The organism is Bradyrhizobium sp. USDA 10063, assembly GCF_054063735.1.
Genome location: NZ_JBSSGP010000002.1, coordinates 5531514 through 5548123 on the forward strand (window position 1 = coordinate 5531514; position 16610 = coordinate 5548123).

13 protein-coding genes are annotated in these 16610 nt (G+C 64.7%); 9 read left to right on the forward strand and 4 right to left on the reverse strand.

The genetic code is table 11. From position 1 onward, the window contains the following. Positions 1–173: 173 nt before the first annotated feature. On the reverse strand, positions 174–2630 hold the full coding sequence (locus ACVJGD_RS28325; RefSeq protein ID WP_456637319.1) for a hypothetical protein: 2457 nt from the start codon (positions 2628–2630) through the stop codon (positions 174–176). Between the two features lie 347 nt (positions 2631–2977). Continuing rightward, entirely contained in the window at positions 2978–3907 is a 930-nt protein-coding gene (locus ACVJGD_RS28330) for a LysR family transcriptional regulator (protein ID WP_456637320.1), read from the reverse strand. 158 nt (positions 3908–4065) lie between these two features. Between ACVJGD_RS28330 and ACVJGD_RS28335 the strand changes: the two genes are divergently transcribed. The 6 genes from ACVJGD_RS28335 to ACVJGD_RS28360 all read left to right on the forward strand — a co-directional run bounded on the left by ACVJGD_RS28335 (position 4066) and on the right by ACVJGD_RS28360 (position 9913). Beyond that, a complete protein-coding gene (locus ACVJGD_RS28335; RefSeq protein WP_456637321.1) occupies positions 4066–5202 on the forward strand; it encodes an aldo/keto reductase in 1137 nt (378 codons plus the stop codon). Between the two features lie 189 nt (positions 5203–5391). After that, positions 5392–5910: a cytochrome b gene (locus ACVJGD_RS28340; protein WP_456637322.1), complete on the forward strand. Its 519-nt coding sequence runs from the start codon at positions 5392–5394 to the stop codon at positions 5908–5910. A 135-nt stretch (positions 5911–6045) separates the two neighbouring features. After that, positions 6046–7341: a UDP-N-acetylglucosamine 1-carboxyvinyltransferase gene (murA, locus tag ACVJGD_RS28345; RefSeq protein ID WP_456637323.1), complete on the forward strand. Its 1296-nt coding sequence runs from the start codon at positions 6046–6048 to the stop codon at positions 7339–7341. A gap of 60 nt (positions 7342–7401) precedes the next feature. Continuing rightward, positions 7402–7749: a DUF305 domain-containing protein gene (locus ACVJGD_RS28350; RefSeq protein ID WP_456637324.1), complete on the forward strand. Its 348-nt coding sequence runs from the start codon at positions 7402–7404 to the stop codon at positions 7747–7749. A gap of 305 nt (positions 7750–8054) precedes the next feature. After that, the gene (locus ACVJGD_RS28355) at positions 8055–9443 is read left to right on the forward strand and encodes an MATE family efflux transporter (protein WP_456640402.1); all 1389 of its coding nucleotides are present in this window, start codon (positions 8055–8057) and stop codon (positions 9441–9443) included. Beyond that, entirely contained in the window at positions 9440–9913 is a 474-nt protein-coding gene (locus tag ACVJGD_RS28360; RefSeq protein ID WP_456637325.1) for a DUF2867 domain-containing protein, read from the forward strand. Before ACVJGD_RS28355 ends, ACVJGD_RS28360 begins: the two co-directional genes overlap by 4 nt. Before the next feature lie 138 nt (positions 9914–10051). Here ACVJGD_RS28360 and ACVJGD_RS28365 read toward each other — a convergent pair whose 3' ends face one another. Continuing rightward, the gene (locus tag ACVJGD_RS28365; RefSeq protein ID WP_456637326.1) at positions 10052–11602 is read right to left on the reverse strand and encodes a winged helix-turn-helix domain-containing protein; all 1551 of its coding nucleotides are present in this window, start codon (positions 11600–11602) and stop codon (positions 10052–10054) included. Between the two features lie 166 nt (positions 11603–11768). Here ACVJGD_RS28365 and ACVJGD_RS28370 point away from each other — a divergent pair, with 166 nt between their 5' ends. Both ACVJGD_RS28370 and ACVJGD_RS28375 read left to right on the forward strand, forming a co-directional pair. Then, the gene (locus tag ACVJGD_RS28370; RefSeq protein ID WP_456637327.1) at positions 11769–12746 is read left to right on the forward strand and encodes a Bug family tripartite tricarboxylate transporter substrate binding protein; all 978 of its coding nucleotides are present in this window, start codon (positions 11769–11771) and stop codon (positions 12744–12746) included. A gap of 22 nt (positions 12747–12768) precedes the next feature. Next, entirely contained in the window at positions 12769–13785 is a 1017-nt protein-coding gene (locus tag ACVJGD_RS28375; protein ID WP_456637328.1) for a methyltransferase, read from the forward strand. 202 nt (positions 13786–13987) lie between these two features. Here the strand turns inward: ACVJGD_RS28375 and ACVJGD_RS28380 are convergent, their stop codons facing one another. Continuing rightward, positions 13988–15106: an FUSC family protein gene (locus ACVJGD_RS28380; protein ID WP_456637329.1), complete on the reverse strand. Its 1119-nt coding sequence runs from the start codon at positions 15104–15106 to the stop codon at positions 13988–13990. Between the two features lie 129 nt (positions 15107–15235). Between ACVJGD_RS28380 and ACVJGD_RS28385 the strand changes: the two genes are divergently transcribed. Continuing rightward, on the forward strand, positions 15236–16606 hold the full coding sequence (locus ACVJGD_RS28385; protein WP_456637330.1) for an MmgE/PrpD family protein: 1371 nt from the start codon (positions 15236–15238) through the stop codon (positions 16604–16606). Positions 16607–16610 lie beyond the last annotated feature (4 nt).

A 16610-nucleotide genomic window follows, 5' to 3' on the forward strand; every position in this document is an offset into this window, starting at 1 on the left:
TTTGCTGGGAAGTTTAGCTGCCGTGCGAAGTCGCTGTCGACGACAGACTCCGGATGGCTCGCGGGAATAAAACAGAAATCCCGGTGTACCCTGGCATTGCCAATAAGCGGGAATGAAGGGATCAAGCATCAGGGAATTTCACGCCGCGACGAGCCTGTTAAGGCAAAGTCCAGTCAATGCGCGTGGCGGAAACGGCCCACGAGTTCGGCGAAGGCTCCTGCGAATGGATGGAACGAGAAGCGTACCGTGTGATGTCCCGGCGGAAGCGCGACGGCGCGGAAGATGACGTTGGCCTTCAGGATCTCGCGCGGCTTGCCGTCCACCGTTGCACGCCACCAGGGATGCCAGACGTCGTTGAGGAGCAGCAGGCCGCCTGACGGCGCGTCGACATCGACGTCGATTTCCGTATTCTCATAGCGGGAGAGGCGTGCCGTGCCCGGCGCCGCGCCGGCTGCGCTTGCGCGCGGCAGCACGGGTTCGCGTTTGAGCAGGACGGTGCGGCGCGGATCGATGTCCGCCGGCCAGCCCTTGGCGAGAACCTGATCGAAATCCGCGATGCGCCAGTCGTTGACCACCATCACCCGCGGCAGCGCGCGGGGATTCTCGTAGACATAGGCGTCCGGGGTGCGCGCGACGAGCGTGAGGTCGCCGGGGGCAAGCGATGGGTCAACCCTCTCGACCGGCACGCCGACGGCGACGAAGCGCAGGCCGAACAAATCGGCGAAGGCCGAGCGATAGGACGGAAACAGCGGCGAGAACCGGCGCTGGTCGTAGTCCACGACCGTATCGCCTACACGGGTGGCGTCGTAGAACCATTTGAGGCGGAGCGGATTGTGTCCGAACACGTGGTCGCAGCCGTGGATCATGCACAGATTCGGCCAATGATAGGCGATGCCGATCAGTTCGACGCGATCGCGACGGTCAGGCGCTGAAGCAGCGGCAAGCTTCGATTTCAAGAGCGCCAACGTCGCATTCCTGCTGTCGAGGCGCGCCGCATCGAACGTCGAGGGCGCCATCGCGGTCGAAACGTGCGGCGCATTGTTCCAGGCGAGGTCGACGACCGAAAACGAGGTGAGCAGCAGCATGCCGGCAAGAGGCGAGACACCGTTCAGCCGACGCGCAAGAGTCAGCGCGGCGACCGCGCCGCCGGTGAAGGCGAGCGCGGTGACGACAGGTACGACTACCAACGCAATGGACACGACCGTGTGGGCGAGCCACAACGCCACCACAACGAGCACAACCGGCACAGCCAGTTCGACCGCCCGCTGCAACCTGGTAGGTTGCGGCACCGTGCCTTCGAGCCAGCGATGCACGAGATAGCCTGCGATGATGGCGAGTAGTGCCCCGATGACGAAGGTCGCATCTGCGGGGCGCCGGTACAGCATCACGCCCGGCAACCATTCATACATCGCATGGAAGACCGGCGTGTACCAGCCGAGCGCGTAGAGCAGGACGCCGCCGGCAGCGATCGAGAAGAATCGGATGTCGCGCGACCAGGCGAGGCGGCGCACAAGGCCGAACGAGACGATGACGACGAGCAGCAAGGCACCTGCATAGATCAGTCCCATGTTCTGCGCGAGCGACAGATCGGCACCACCGAGCGTCGTCTTCCAGTACGACGTTGCCGGCCCCCAGTAATCGATGGCCGGATCCATCGCACCGTACAGATCGGCAAAGGCGAGGGTCAGGAGATGCGCGGGATGCAGCGATCCCTGACCGGCGAGCATCCAGCCGATCTCGGGCCGGTTCGAGCGCTCGGCGAGCAGAGCCGTCAGCGTGACCGGAACAGCGGCGATGAGGAGGCCGACCAGGCAGCAGGCCGCAAGCGGCTTGAGGCTCGCGCGCATGCGCTTGCGCCAATCGTCGCCGTCGATCCAGTGGTACACGACGAAGCCGGTGAGAACGTAGAGCGAGATCAGCGCAACCTGATCCCGACCTGAGGCGAGCAGCCCGCCGAACACACCTGCCACCAGGCCGGCGCGCCACGATGAGCGCTCAAGCGCGCGCGACAGCATCCAGAGCGTCAACGGCAGATAGACCAGGCTGATGATCTGGCCGGTATGCTGCAGTCGTGAATTTGCCGAGCCGCCGAAGGCGAAGGCGAGCGCCGCGACGAGCGCACCCGTCGCGTGCCAGCCGCGATCCCGGAAATACAGAATGATGGCGACGCCACCGAGCAGCAGATAGACGAAGGTCAGGCCGTCCACCGCACGAAAGCCTGGTTTCGGATCGAAATAGGCGAGCAGAAAATGCAGCGGCGAGAAGATCAGCGACTGCGGATCGGAGATGAGCGGCCAGCCCGCGAACACGTTGGGCGTCCAGAACGGCGACTGCCCGTTTGCCAGCGAGGTGGCAAGGAATTGCAACGGCGGCAGGAATTGCGACTTGGCGTCCCAGGGAATCGTGACGTGCCCGGACAGCCACGGCCAGGCCGGCAACAGAAAGGCGAGCGCGAACAGCGCTACGGTGAGGCCGAGCGGAAATTTGCCCGTGCGTGGCTCGGCAGCAGTCAGCCACGGCGTCGCCTGCGAGGACAAAGACGGTGCGGCCCCGGGGTCGTCGGTCCATGACAGCGATCGTGCTTCGCTCTTTGGTCCTCCGAGCGATCCGTCCCCAAGGTCGGTTCCCATCTACGGCCCTTTGTTTGACGGAAGCGTGGGCCTGGTCTGGATCGCATCCGGGCTGCCGCAACCAACGACGTTCCGTTTGCCATCCGCGTGCCGGCTTCGCCTTTCGCGCGAAGAGCTCGCTGCAGGCACCACGTCAACCGCGATTGCGCTCAAACTTGCTGCTGCACCCCGCCACAGAGAGTGTGCTCTGATGTTGAGAATGCCCTGACAGGGCCATCAGTATCGGGCCACCACTGTAAAGACCGGATATACGGAATTTCTGTGGCGACGACATCGCCAGGACGACGGCCATTTACGCGCGCGGCGCCCACGCCACACCGCTCGTGCTGCCGAAGCAGCCTCGTCTCCTAGCCGGCGTCTGTCGCCAATGGCGGCAGCTTTTCGGATTTGCGCGTGAGATCGATGAGCTGGCGCAGGCCGGGCGGCGACTGTCGGCGGCTCGGATAGTAGATAGTGAAGGGCGGGCCTTCCGAGGCCCATTCCGGCAGCAGGATTTCCAGCGCGCCGGATGCGACCTCCGCTTCGACCCGCCGTTGCAGGCAATAGACGAAGCCCACGCCGCGCAACGCCATGTCGACCGCGTGCTCGGTCTCGTTGGCGCATACCGGCCCTCGGACATCGAGCCGGATCATGGAATCGCCGTTACCCAATTCCCAGGGGACGTTGCGGTTATCGCCGACGCGCATCTCGACGCACGGAAGCTGCAACAGATCGCCGGGAGCATCGGGACGCCCGGCACGCGCAATCAGTTCGGGCGAGCCGACCACGACCCATTTCAACGGCTTCGTCAGCGCGATCCCCACCATGTCGAGCGGCACACGATCGCCGTAGCGGATGCCGGCGTCAAAACCCTCCGCGATGATCTCAACCATGCGGTCCTCGACGGTCACGTCGAGCTGCATGCCCGGAAACTCCTTGCAGTAACCCGGCAGCACAGGACCAAGAACGAGGCGCGCGGCGTCGCGGAGAACGTTGAGGCGAAGCCGCCCCACCGGGACACGTCGATGGTTCTCCAATCCGGTCAGGGCATCGCGGATGGTGCGAAATCCTGTCTCCAGTTCAGCGGCAAGGGAGGCGCCGGCCGCGGTCGGCCTGATGGAGCGGCTGGAGCGATGCAATAGCCTGACGCCGAGATCGGACTCCAGCTTGCGCAGGCGATGGCTCAGGGCGGACGTGCTCACGCCGAGCTCGATGCCGGCTTTGGCAAGGCTGCCGCGGCGGACGATCGTCAGGAACACGTTCAAGTCCGCCAACATGTTTCGGTCGAACGTTTTCATGAACGCCCCTCAAGGTCTCGTTGAGCTGCACTCAACGAACCTACCCTGGTGGCCGCCGCTTTACGACCCATACTCAAGCTTCAAGGAGCTTCAAGGAAGAGGCGCCGGGCATGAAGCCACGCTTCTCAGCGTCCCCGCATGACCGAAGGAGACACGTGATGACGCAACGAACTGGCAGTCGCAGGGATTTTCTCACCGTCGCCGCGGCAACACTCGGCGCCTTCGCGGCACCGTCACTGGTTACAGCAGCCACCAATACCAATGGAGACAATCGCATGGCACAGGCAAATCGGGCCACACAACTTTTCAAGCCGGAGTTCCGCTTCGGACTGGGCGGCGTCCCGCTTGGCAACGAGTTCAACAAGGTCACGGACCAGGATGCCGAGGCGACGCTCGAGGCAGCGTGGAGCGCCGGCGTACGTTATTTCGACGTGGCTCCCTGGTATGGCTTCGGACTGTCCGAGCGCCGCTTCGGCCATTTCCTGCACAACAAGCCTCGCGGCGACTACGTGCTGTCGTCCAAGGTCGGCAAGCTGTTCAAGGCGTCGAAGAACAACCGGCATGCGGACATCTTTCCGCTGTCGGATTCGCCGAATGACGTCACCTACGACTACACCGCCGACGGCGTTCGCCGTTCGATCGAGGACAGCCTGCAGCGGCTCGGCGTCGACAGCCTTGACGTCGCATTCGTCCACGACATCTCGCCTGATTTTCCGTACTTCCCGACATCATGGCAGGAGCAGTTCGCGATCGCCGAACGCGGCGCGTTCCCGGCGCTCTCGCGCATGCGCGAGGAAGGCATCATCAGGGCGTGGGGCATCGGCGTGAATCGTCCCGAGCCCATCCTGCGCGTCATCGACGTTGCCGATCCCGACGTCTGTCTGTGCGCCTCGCAGTATTCGCTGATCGATCATGCCAACGCGGTCAATCAGGTTTTCCCGGCGGTGCGGAAGAAGAACGTGCCGCTCGTGATCGGCTCGGCGCTGAACGCAGGCTTCATCTCCGGCAGTCCGCGCTACAATTACGGGCCGAACAACTACAAGATCTCGCCGGCCCATATCGAGAAACGTGACCGCCTGCGCGCAGCGGCCGCCCGCCACGGCGTCGATCTGCGGACCGCGGCGTTGCAGTTCTCATCAGCCCCTGACGTGGTCGTCGCATTGGTCGTGGGCGCGAGCAGCCACCGGCAGATCCTCGAGGACTACAATTCGATGCAGGCCAGGATCCCTGCGGAATTCTGGCAGGAGCTGAAGGAAAGCGGGCTCATCGAACAGGCAGCCACAGTCCCGGCGTGACGGCCGGGGCAATGGCGATGAGGCGCGTCGAGGCCGACGACATCTGTACTAGGCTGATGAGCGATGTGGCAGAGCCGCGCCGCGACTTCATTCAGGAAAACTCGCTCAGCGCGACCCTTGACCTGAGTCAATGCCGGGCAGGCGGATCGAGCAGTAACTGTGTATGCAGTTTCGCAATGGAGCGCAGCAATGACGGTGCAGTACCCGCCGCGCGGATATACGGCCGCGCAGATTCTCCTTCACTGGGTAATCGCCGTATTGGTCGTGTTCCAGCTCATCTTCGGCGAGGACATCGTTCCGGCTTACAGGGCCATGCGGCGTGGCACCGAAGCTTTACCCTCCGACCTCTTCAGAGCTGACATTCACATCTATGTCGGATTCACGATTCTGGTCCTGGCGGTGGTGCGCCTTGCGATCCGTCTGATACACGGGGCTCCGCCTGCGCCGGCGGGCGAGAGCGCCGTCCAGAAATGGATCGCCGCCGCAACGCATTTCATTCTCTACGCAACGATCTTCCTGATGCCGGTGACCGGCGCGCTCGCCTGGTATCTCGGCATTGGCGCGATCGGCGAGGCGCACGAGATTGCCAAGCCGATCATTATCATCGCCGTGGTCCTGCACGCGGCCGGCGCGCTGTGGCAGCATTTCGTTGCCAGGACCGACGTGCTTTTGAGGATGCTACGGCCAGGTGCCCGACGAGCGACCTGATCCCCTCAACCGGGGAATTGCAATGCCTCGGTCGACTTTCTGCCGCCCGCTTTCTGTGTTATGTCGCCTCGGTCAACATTGATTCCGCTGCGGAATTCCCAGCGGAATCTGGCTTTGCCTTGAGGGACAGACTCCGTGGCGCCCATTCAGTACATCGTCGAGGGCGGGCACCGGCTCTCCGGCACGATCGAGCCGTCCGGCAACAAGAATTCGGCGCTGCCGATCATCGCGGCGGCGCTCTTGACCGAGCATCCGGTCACGCTGACGAACGTGCCGAGGATCCGCGATACCGAGACGCTGGTCGAGCTGGCCCGCTCCGTCGGCGCCTCGGCGGAGTGGACCGAGCGCAACACACTTGCAATCCACGCCAAGGAAATCCGCGCCGCCGATCTCGATCCGGAACTGTGCGCGCGAATCCGCGCCTCGATCCTGCTCGCGGGACCCTTGCTCGCCCGCTGCGGCGAGGTCGCATTGCCGCCGCCCGGCGGCGACGTGATCGGCCGCCGCCGCCTCGACACGCATTTCCTTGCGTTCGAGCAGTTGGGGGCCAGCGTTACAGCGACTCACCGATTGGAGTTCCGCGCCTCCCGCCTGAAGGGCGCCGACGTGTTCCTCGACGAGCCCAGCGTCACCGCGACCGAGAACGCGCTCGTCGCTGCCGTGGCGGCGCGCGGCACCACCTACCTGCGCAATGCCGCGTCCGAGCCGCATGTGCAGGATCTCGCGAATTTCCTGGTCGCGCTCGGCGCCAAGATCGAAGGCATCGGCACCAATACCATCATCGTGCACGGCCCTGCCACGCTCGGCGGCGCCCGCTATGCGATCCAACCCGACCACATCGAGGTCGGCTCGCTGATCGGGCTTGCCGCGGTGACACGCTCGCCGCTCCGTATCGCGCGCGCCGGCGTCGAGCATCTGCGCTCGATCCGGATGGGTTTCGAGCGGCTCGGCATCGTCTGCGGCGTCGAGGGCGACGACCTCGTCGTGCCCTCAGGCCAGACCATGAAGATCCATGATGATTTCGGCGGTCATGTGCCGAAACTGGAGGACCAGCCCTGGCCGGCTTTCCCCGCCGATTTGATGTCGATCGCGATCGTCACCGCGACCCAGTGCGACGGCGTCATCCTGATGTTCGAAAAAATGTTCGAATCTCGGATGTTCTTCGTCGATAAGCTGATCGCGATGGGCGGACGCATCGTGTTGTGCGACCCGCATCGCGCCATCGTTGCCGGTCCCAGCCGGCTGCGCGGCGCGCCGATGACCTCCCCCGATATCCGTGCCGGCATGGCGATGCTGCTTGCGGCCGTCTGCGCCGAGGGCACCTCCACCATCAACAATGCCGACCAGATCGAGCGCGGCTACGAGCGGATCGAGGAGCGGCTGAACGCGCTCGGCGCCAGGATCACCCGCGTGCCCGAACGCGTGCGGTAACTGGAACAATCGGCTGATCTGGCCGTTGCACTGCCAGTTCCCCCATAGGCAGGTGCGGCCATGCGCGTTCGTCTGCCAAGCTTTCTCCAGATCACCGGCGGCGACGCCGCCAATCTCACCATTGCCGCAGCAGCGGTCGCTGCGCTGACGATTGCGCTCTGGCTCGCGCATGGCAACGAAAGCCCGGGCGGCGTCGCAGGCATCCCGGTCGTGATCCCGCACCATTCGGCAGTGCTTCTGACCAGCGAGCGGGCGCATGTCCGTGATCCCAAAGTCGGGCAGATCGCCGACGGCTTCATCGAGGCCCAGCAGCGTGAAATCAGCGCGATCAGGCAGTCGATCGGCAATTTCGAGACCAGCTCGGTTCCGACCGATGCCAAAGGCCTGCCATTGCGGCCGGGCAATTAAAGCGCAACTCGCATCCGCGACGGATTCTGTGCTCCCTCTCCCGCTTGCGGGGGAGGGCTGGGGTGGGGGTATCGCCACGATTCACGCTGTCCTTGCGTGGGGATAGAGCCCCCACCCGGCGCTACGCCATAGCCGAAGCTTCGCTTCGGCGTACTTAAGAACGGCCGCCAAGGCGGCCTATGCCTCCCCCGCAAGCGGGAGAGGTGAAGCCGCAGCCCGGGCGACGGCTTTTCCGTCACCTTTTCGGCTTGCTGCTGTGCTATTCCGGCCTCATGACCTCAACCGAGAACATCGAACGCGCTTCGATGGCGCCACGCGTGGCCGCGCGTGCGCCTCGCGACCGTTTGCTCGACGAGCTCACTGAGACCCTGCGCCTTGCGGTGCCGATGGCGCTGACGCAGCTCGGCCAGATCGCGATGATGACGACCGACCTCGCCTTCATCGGCCGATTCGGCGACGAGGCCGTCGCCGCTGCGGCATTGGCCGGAACGGTCTACTTCGTCAGCTTCACCTTCGGCATGGGCCTGATGTCCGCGGTCGCCCCGTTGGCGGCGCAAGCCTTTGGCGCGCGCGATCCGCGCATGGTACGGCGCTCGCTTCGCGTCGGGCTGTGGGCCGCGCTGTTCATCACGCTGCCGCTGATGGCGCTGCCGTTCCGCGGCGAACAGATCCTGCTGGCACTCGGCCAGGCCGCCACCGCCGCGCAGCTCGCGCAGCAATATCTGTTTGGCCTCGCCTGGGGCATGCTGCCGGCGCTGTGGTTCATTGCGATCCGCGGCTTCATGAGCGCGGTCAACCGTCCTGAGCCGATCCTGTGGATCACGCTCGCAGCGATCCCGGCCAATGCATTGCTGGTTTATCTCCTGCTCTATGGCGTTTCTTTCTATGGTGCTTGGGGATTGCCGCCGCTCGGGCTGTTCGGCGCCGGCGTTGCGACCTCGATCGTCAATCTCGGGACCTTCCTCGCTGGTCTGTGGTTCGCCTACCGCCGCCGGCCATTCCGGAAATACCAGGTGCTCGGCCGCGTCTGGCTCGTCGACTGGCCCTTGATGCGGCAACTCGTCATTGTCGGGGCGCCGATCTCGGTCTCGTTCCTGCTGGAATATGGCCTGTTCGGCGCCGCAGGGCTCCTGATGGGCCTGATCTCGACGGCTGCGCTGGCCGCGCATCAGATCGCGCTGCAGATCGCGGCCATCCTGTTCATGGTGCCGTTCGGCATCGGCATGGCGGCAACCGTCCGCGTCGGCCACGCGATCGGGCGCGCCGATGCGCCCGCCGTCAAACGCGCGGGGCTCGTTGCAACCGCCCTCGGCATCGCCTTCATGTCAGGGATGACGCTCCTCGTCATGCTCGGACGATACGCGATCGCTGAAATCTTCCTCGGCGAAGCCGCCGAAGCCACTGCGCAGTTGACCGCCTCGCTGCTCCTGGTCGGCTCGACTTTCTTCATCGCCGATGGCGTGCAGACGGTGGCGGCTGGCGCGCTGCGCGGCATGAACGATACACGCCTGCCGCTGCTGTTTGCCACGATCAGCTATTGGCTGATCGGATTCACCTCCGCATGCCTGCTTGGGTTCGCGACCACGCTCGGCGCAGTCGGCATCTGGATCGGGCTATCGGCCGGAACCGCAGCCTATGCCGTTTTGCTCATCCTGCGTTTCCGCCTGCTGAGCAGCAGATTGGCCCCGTCATGAAAGCGCGCGAGGTCACGCCCGACATCGATCCCGGCCCGCTGCTCGCAGGCGCGGAGTTCATCGACGCCTATCGCATCGCCGTCGATGGCACCGCACTCGATGCGCGCAAAGCGGCCGAGAAGATGTTTGCGCGACGCCAGCGCTGGATCGAAGCGCTGTTGCGTTTGCGCAATTTGATCGTCGCGCCGCTTGGCCTGAAGACATCGGGCGAAGGCGACAAGGCATCCCATGGCATGGTCGGAATCTTTCCGGTTCTCAGCGAGACGCCGGAACGGCTGGTGGCGGGCTTCAACGACAGCCATCTCGATTTCCGGGTGGTGGTGGATGTCACCTCTCGCGCTGGCGGCCAGGACGTCACCACCACCACGCTGGTGCGGACGCATAACTGGCTTGGCCGGGCCTACCTTGCGATCATCCTGCCCTTTCACCGACTGGTCGTCGCCGCAATGCTGCGGCAGGTCGCGCTTTAGCTTCAACCAAACGGCAGCGTGCTAGGACGTGTACTCATGATCCCCGCGTCGCAGATCAGGGCGCGCGGAGGTCCGCGTTAGGCTATCAGCAGAAGTTCGCGAGATCGATCCCTCCGGCCTCGACTGCCTGCTCGCCATTCACTTCTGGGGAAGTCCCGCCTTACGCAAGCCATGGGCGATCCGCGCCCGCTGCACGAGGCAGGTCGGATGGTCCGTCGGCGAACTGACGTGGAATTGGACCAGGCTGAAATTAGGGTCGAGGGCAAGCCCCGCCAGCACCGACGTCCGTGCGTCCTCGATGCACCCGAGATGGGCCAGCGCCGCAGCGAGATAGAAATGCACGAACGGGGCAATGTTCCGGTTGGTCTCGATTGATCGCTTGAACCAGTGAACGGCGACCTCATCGGCCCCGAGATATGACTGCGCGACGCCTGCGGTATTCATCCAAGAAGAGGCTTTGTTGTCGCGGGGAGAGAGCCGGAATGCTTCCATGATGTGGGCTTCAGTCTCCTCGGCCCGACCCAGATTGCACTTGCCAAGTCCGATCCATGCATGGGCGGTGGCCAGATTCCGATTCAGCGTCAACGCCCGCTCACATTCGGCAATGCCCTGGGCGGCGCGTTTTGTGAAAATCTGGACGACGCCCATCAGGCAATGCGCCCTCGCGTGATTGGGCGTGTGAGCAAGTATCCTGGCCAAGGACGCTTCGACCACCCGCAGGGCCGCCGTCCGGTCGATCAGCATGGAGGTAGCCCGCATGGTCTCGACGTCGGCCATGCCCACCATGGCTTCGACGTTCGCGGCGTCCAGGCGGAGGGCTTGTTCGAAGAACGGGCACGCGTGCGACAGGCTTGCGGGATCCGTTCCGCGATTCAGATACGCCATGCCCTGGAAATACAGGTCCATCGAATCCGGATGCGGCGCCCGCGCGGCGCGCCGTGCCTCCACCGTGACCAACTCGGTTCCCAGTTGATTGGCAAGACGAGCACCGATCTCGTCCTGCATGTCGAAGAGGTCGGCGACCTGTTTGTCGAAACGTTCGCCCCACAAATGGTTGCCGGTTTCGGCATCGATGAGCTGGACGTTGATGCGCATCCGGCTTCCAGCCCGCTGCACCGAGCCCTCGAGCACGTAGCGAACGCCGAGTTCGCGGCCGACCTGCTTCAGATCGACGTGCTTTCCCTTATAGGTGAAGGCGGTGTTGCGGCCGATCACGAAGATGCCGGCCATCCGCGACAGATCCGTGGTCAGGCTTTCGGTCACGCCGTCGACGAAATAATCCTGCGCGGGATCGGGGCTCAGATTGGCAAAGGGCAGCACCACGAGCGACGGCTTGCCTGCGGCGGGGCTCGGCGAACTGGTGACCGTTGCTGTCGTCGGCGCTTCGCGCACCGCCGCGACGAAGCGGACGCCCTTGCGCGGAAACGTCTTGATGAGGCGCTGCTCGTCTCCGGAATCGCCGATCGCCTTCCGCACCGCATTGAGGCGCGTGGTCAGAGCGACGTCCGAGACGGCGCGACCCTGCCAGATGGCGCTGATCAGATCGTCCTTGCTGACGACGCGCTCGCGGTTGCCGATCAGATAGCCGAGCAGGTCGAACACCTGCGGCGCGATGGCGACGACCTCCGGCCCGCGACAAAGCTCGCGTCGGTCGGTATCGAGTGAAAAATTGTCAAAGAAATAGCGCAAGCCACTTCCCCGCAACTGCGGTCGATCGTTGAAATCCGTCTGCTTGAGAATAAGCTTCCGCTAAGGAAAAAGTAAGCCGGCGGCCAAGCCTGCCGGCTCCCGACGTGCTACATCCGAAAGTAGAACCCGGGCGGAAGCGTCGAGCCGGGGGTCAGGGAGACAGGTGATGATCACGCGTCGTGACGTGTTGACCGCATCGGCCGGTATGGTGTTCTCCGCCACATATGGCGCGCCGCGGGCGCTCGCGCAGCCGCTCGCTAGAACCGCGCACATCCTGACGACCACCACGCCGGGGCTGCTCGACGCGCTGGCGCGGCTCCTGGCCGACCAGATGGGCGACTATGCGGCAACCATCGTGGTCGAGAGCCGGCCAGGCGCAGCCGGGCGTATCGCGGTGGAGGCGGTGAAGAGCGCCGACGCCGACGGATCGGTCATATTGTTCGCGCCGCTCGGCTTCATGATGCTGTTTCCGCACATCTATAAGACGCTGAGATACCAGCCGCGCGATTTTACACCGGTGTCGACCGTCGCCTCGGCCCCCGCCTTTTTGACCGTCGGGCCGAAGGTGCCCCCTGAGATCAAGACGCTTGCAGACTTTGTCATTTGGTGCCGCGCCAATCCGCAACTTGCTACCTATGGCACGCCGGGCATCGGAACCACGCTGCATTTTCTCGGCATGATGCTGGGCCAAAGCGCGGGCTTCGAATTTCTTCACGTGCCCTACCAGGGCATTGGCGCGATTTACGATGTAGTCAAGGGCGTGATTGCAGCGGCCGTCATGCCGATCGGCAGCTCGCTCGGACTCGTCCAATCTGGAGATCTTCGTGCGCTGGCGACGACCGGGCCGCGCCGCTGCCTGTTTGTTCCGGCGGTACCGACGGTGCGGGAAGCCGGATATCCGTCGCTCGAGGATCTCACATGGTTTGCGTTCTTCGTTCCGGCGAAGACGCCGGTGTCGATCGTCGACAAGCTCAATGCCGCGATCCAGGCGGCCTTGCGCGCCGACGAGGTCAGGGTTGGCATGGCAAAGCTGGCCGTCGAGCCCGAGGCGATCGCCATGGGAGATTTCGCCAGGCTGATCGCATCCGAATCCGACCGGTGGAAGGCGATCGTGCAGGCAACGGGGTTCGTCCCGACCGATTGAACCCAGCATTGAGAGGCAACACATGAGCCGGCCAGCATCCGTGCATGATCTCGTGCAGTCGCATCGCATCACCGCGGTGATCTATGCGGCAGCGAAGCTCAATCTCGCCGAGGCCATCGGCGATGAGGCGAAATCGGTGGCCGAGCTCGCTCGGCTGGTGTCCGCCGACGAAAGTGCGCTGCGCAGACTGCTCGTTGGCCTGACGACACTTGGCCTCTGCATGCAGGCCGACCGGGACCGGTTCGCCATGACCGATCTCGGCCGGCAGCTCGACGAGACCGCCGACCCATCCTTCAAGGACTGGGTCCTCTTCGAGGGCGAGATGCTCGCGCAATCCTGGAGCGGACTGGTCGATTCGGTTCGCACCGGGAAGACCGCGACGCAGCTGCGCGGTGACGGTGACGATCGCTATGCCGTGACCGGCCGTGCGACGGAATGGACCCGCCGATTCAACGCTGCGATGGTCAGCCTCACACGGACCATCGTTCCGAAGATCGTTGCGGCCCACGATTTCGCGGCCGCACGCGTCGTCATGGATGTCGGCGGCGGCACCGGCGAGTTGATCGGCGGCGTACTCCAGCGCAACCCTCATCTTGAGGGCATCGCCTTCGACCTTGCGCGCTGCGAGGCAGACGCGCGCGCGCATTTCGATCGGCTCGGCATCGCCGGCCGCTGCAGGTTCGTCGCCGGCAGTTTCTTCGAAGTGGTCCCAAGCGGCGCTGACACCATCCTGATGAAGAGCATCATTCATAATTGGACGGACGACCGCTGCGAGGTCATTCTGCGCAACTGCCGGGACGCGCTGCCGTCCAGCGGGACGCTGATCGTCATCGAGCGGATCATGCCGGAGCTTGCCACGACGGAACCCGAGGACCGCTCCTGCGTCATGAGCGACCTCAACATGCTGCGCGGACCCGGCGGCTGCGAGCGGACGGAAGCTGAGTATCTCAGGCTGGCCGTCTTGGCCGGCTTCGCTTTCGTAGGGACGACTGGTATCGGCCCGTTCAGCTTGGTCAAATTCAGGAAAGTAGGTAATTGAGGAGGCGTTCTGTGGTCATGAGGACACTGATTGTGCCTACCGCCGCGTCCCAATGACGAATCCGGATTTTCCTATAAGATGATGGGCAATTTTCCGTCTCGTCCTGTCCGCTCGGGCTCACGAGCGGTAATGCTCCGTTTGATTGTAAGAATTTCCGCTTGGCCGTCAGAAGCTGACATCTGCGCCTATGTGAGGACGCGCCCTAGTCTTCGGCCGGCTCCCTCGCCGCCGCCGACGTCTCCGACCACTCGCCGACGACGCGATCGAGGTCGAGCAGATTCTGCCGCATCTGCTCCAGCGAGAATCCGAGCGCGAAGAAACGTTCCGCCATGTCGCCCGGCAGGCCGCGGACCAGGCCCTCGCTGCGAACGGCGGCGACTTCGTTCGTATAGCGCTGCAGGGCGGCATGGACCGGTGCAATGGGCGGCGCCCCCGCGCCGTTGCGCAACGCCGCGGCCGCCGAACGCAGATACAGCGTGATCGCCTTGCTGACTTCAGACAAGGGCGCGGCAAGCCGCGCCTGTACATTCGCCGGCAGCGGCACCACGGTGGCGCGGCCGATCATCACGACATCATGGCGCAGTCGCAAAATGGTCCGCAGCAGCGGCCCGGTGTCCGGCCCGGACGATAGATGCGCCGATCGCTCCCGCTCGGCCTCCGCACCCGTCGCGTTCAACCCTTCCAGCGCGGTGCCGATGCCGTCCTGGATGCGGTGCAGGGCATCATTGTCGCGCCCGCGCGTCAGGCCGGCGAGCAGCTCCGTGAAGGCGGCTGCGATCAATTCCAGCACCCGCGCCGCATTGACGCGGATCTGGCTCACCGCGCGCGATGGCAGCACCAGGAACGACACCAGAAGCCCGGTGACCGCGCCGACCGCGACCTCGCTGACGCGGTCGATTGCGGATGCCAGCGGATCGGCGTGATGCATGGTCGGGACCAGCAGCACGATCACGGCCGTCACGGTGGCCGCACTGAGGCTGGGGTTGATGGCGGCGATGAAGGCCAATGGCGCCACCGCCAGCACCAGCAAACCCAGCAGGCCGCTCTCGCCGGAATACGGGATCAGCACGGCGATGGCGCCGCCGTAGATCGCGCCGCCGATGGTCCCGAGCATGTAGTCGCGGGTCGCCTTCAACGACCGGCCGACACTCATCTGGGTCACGATCAGCGAGGTCAGCACGGCCCAGAGCGGCAGCAGGAGGTTCAACGCGACAGCCACCGCATAGGCAATCGCGGCCGCCACCGTGACCCTGACTGCCAGCGCCAGTTGCCCCTTTCGGGACCGGATCCAGCCGAGCACATGTTTCGCGACGGCTGTCATGCGACCGAATCCCTGATGCTCACGACGATCCCATGGCTGACGTTCGGCATGGCTGATGCCCGCACCGTGAAGGCGGCTTGAAACGTGAAACCGGCCCGCCTACCCTGCGAGGCAGAACGAGGAAACACGATGGCCAACGAAACCGCAACGCTCGCCGCCTACGTCGCTAACCTGAAATTTGCAGATATTCCACCGGAAGTATTGCAGCGCGCAAAGGTACTGACGTTGGATTTCCTCGGCAGCACCATCCGGGCGCGGCGCGAAGCCGAATCCACGCCCTCGCTGCTCAAGATGCTGGAAGCGCTGGCGCTGGATGGCAAGGGCGAAGCCACCGTGTTCGGCGACGGCAAGACCTGGACGCCGGCGGTGGCGGCGCTGCTCAACAGCGCGCTCGGCCATTCGCTCGATTTCGACGACACGCATGCCGATTCCTCGCTGCATCCGAGCGCGCCGGTGGTGCCGGCTGCGTTTGCGGTCGGCGAGATGGTCGGCGCGTCCGGCCGCGACGTGCTGACGGCGATCGTCGCGGGCTACGAGGTCTGCTGCCGGCTTGGCAACGCGCTCGATCCAACCTCGCATTATGCGCGCGGCTTCCACCCGACTGCGACCGCCGGCACCTATGGCGCGGCGGCGGCGGCTGCGAAGCTGTTCGGGCTATCGAAGGAGCAGATCATCGCGGCCTTCGGCGTCTCCGGCAGCCAGGCCGCGGGCTCGCTGCAGTTCCTCATCAACGGCGCCTGGAACAAGCGCTACCAGGTCGGCGCCGCCGCGATGAACGGCGTCATCGCCGCGACGCTGGCGCGCAACGATTTCGTCGGCTCGGTCGAATCGGTGGAAGGCAAGCACGGCCTCCTGGTCGGCTACAGCGACGATGCGCATCCGGACAAGGCGATCGCGGGACTCGGCAGCATCTTTGAGACCATGAAGATCGGCGTCAAACCCTATCCGAGCTGCCGCTACACCCATGCCGCGATCGATGCGCTGATCGCGATGCGGCGCGAGCACAACCTGACGCCGGACCAGGTGAAGCGGGTCGAGATCGGCCTGCACCGCAACGGCATCACCCTGACCGGCGACGCCGCCACCAAGCGGCACCCGACCTCGATCGTCGGCGGCCAGTTCTCGATGTTCTTCACCGGCGCAATCGCGCTCGACCAGGGCCGCTTCGGCTGGGATGACTACAGCCGGCTTGGCGATGCCGCGATCGACGCACTCGCCGACAAGTTCGACGTGGTGCAGGACGACCGGCTGGAGATCGGCCGCACCCACCCGTTCGGCGCGCGCGTCAGCATCACCACCGATGACGGCGTGCATGAGCGGCTCAATGCCGATCCCTCCGGCGAGCCGACCTCGTTCCCCGACGCGGTGGCGATGCAGCAGAAATTCCTCACCCTGGCCCGCCCGGTCCTGAACGGCCGCGCCGACCAGTTTGCCGATGCGATCCTGTCGCTGGAACGCTTCGACCGCGTGGAAAAGGCGACGCAATTGGGACGGCAGTAGGCCG

Coding starts and splice junctions, on each gene's coding strand:
- ACVJGD_RS28325 (WP_456637319.1), bottom strand. CDS start 2,630: ATGGGAACCGACCTTGGGGACGGATCGCTCGGAGGACCAAAGAGCGAA.
- ACVJGD_RS28330 (WP_456637320.1), bottom strand. CDS start 3,907: ATGAAAACGTTCGACCGAAACATGTTGGCGGACTTGAACGTGTTCCTG.
- ACVJGD_RS28335 (WP_456637321.1), top strand. CDS start 4,066: ATGACGCAACGAACTGGCAGTCGCAGGGATTTTCTCACCGTCGCCGCG.
- ACVJGD_RS28340 (WP_456637322.1), top strand. CDS start 5,392: ATGACGGTGCAGTACCCGCCGCGCGGATATACGGCCGCGCAGATTCTC.
- ACVJGD_RS28350 (WP_456637324.1), top strand. CDS start 7,402: ATGCGCGTTCGTCTGCCAAGCTTTCTCCAGATCACCGGCGGCGACGCC.
- ACVJGD_RS28355 (WP_456640402.1), top strand. CDS start 8,055: ATGGCGCCACGCGTGGCCGCGCGTGCGCCTCGCGACCGTTTGCTCGAC.
- ACVJGD_RS28360 (WP_456637325.1), top strand. CDS start 9,440: ATGAAAGCGCGCGAGGTCACGCCCGACATCGATCCCGGCCCGCTGCTC.
- ACVJGD_RS28370 (WP_456637327.1), top strand. CDS start 11,769: ATGATCACGCGTCGTGACGTGTTGACCGCATCGGCCGGTATGGTGTTC.
- ACVJGD_RS28375 (WP_456637328.1), top strand. CDS start 12,769: ATGAGCCGGCCAGCATCCGTGCATGATCTCGTGCAGTCGCATCGCATC.
- ACVJGD_RS28380 (WP_456637329.1), bottom strand. CDS start 15,106: ATGACAGCCGTCGCGAAACATGTGCTCGGCTGGATCCGGTCCCGAAAG.
- ACVJGD_RS28385 (WP_456637330.1), top strand. CDS start 15,236: ATGGCCAACGAAACCGCAACGCTCGCCGCCTACGTCGCTAACCTGAAA.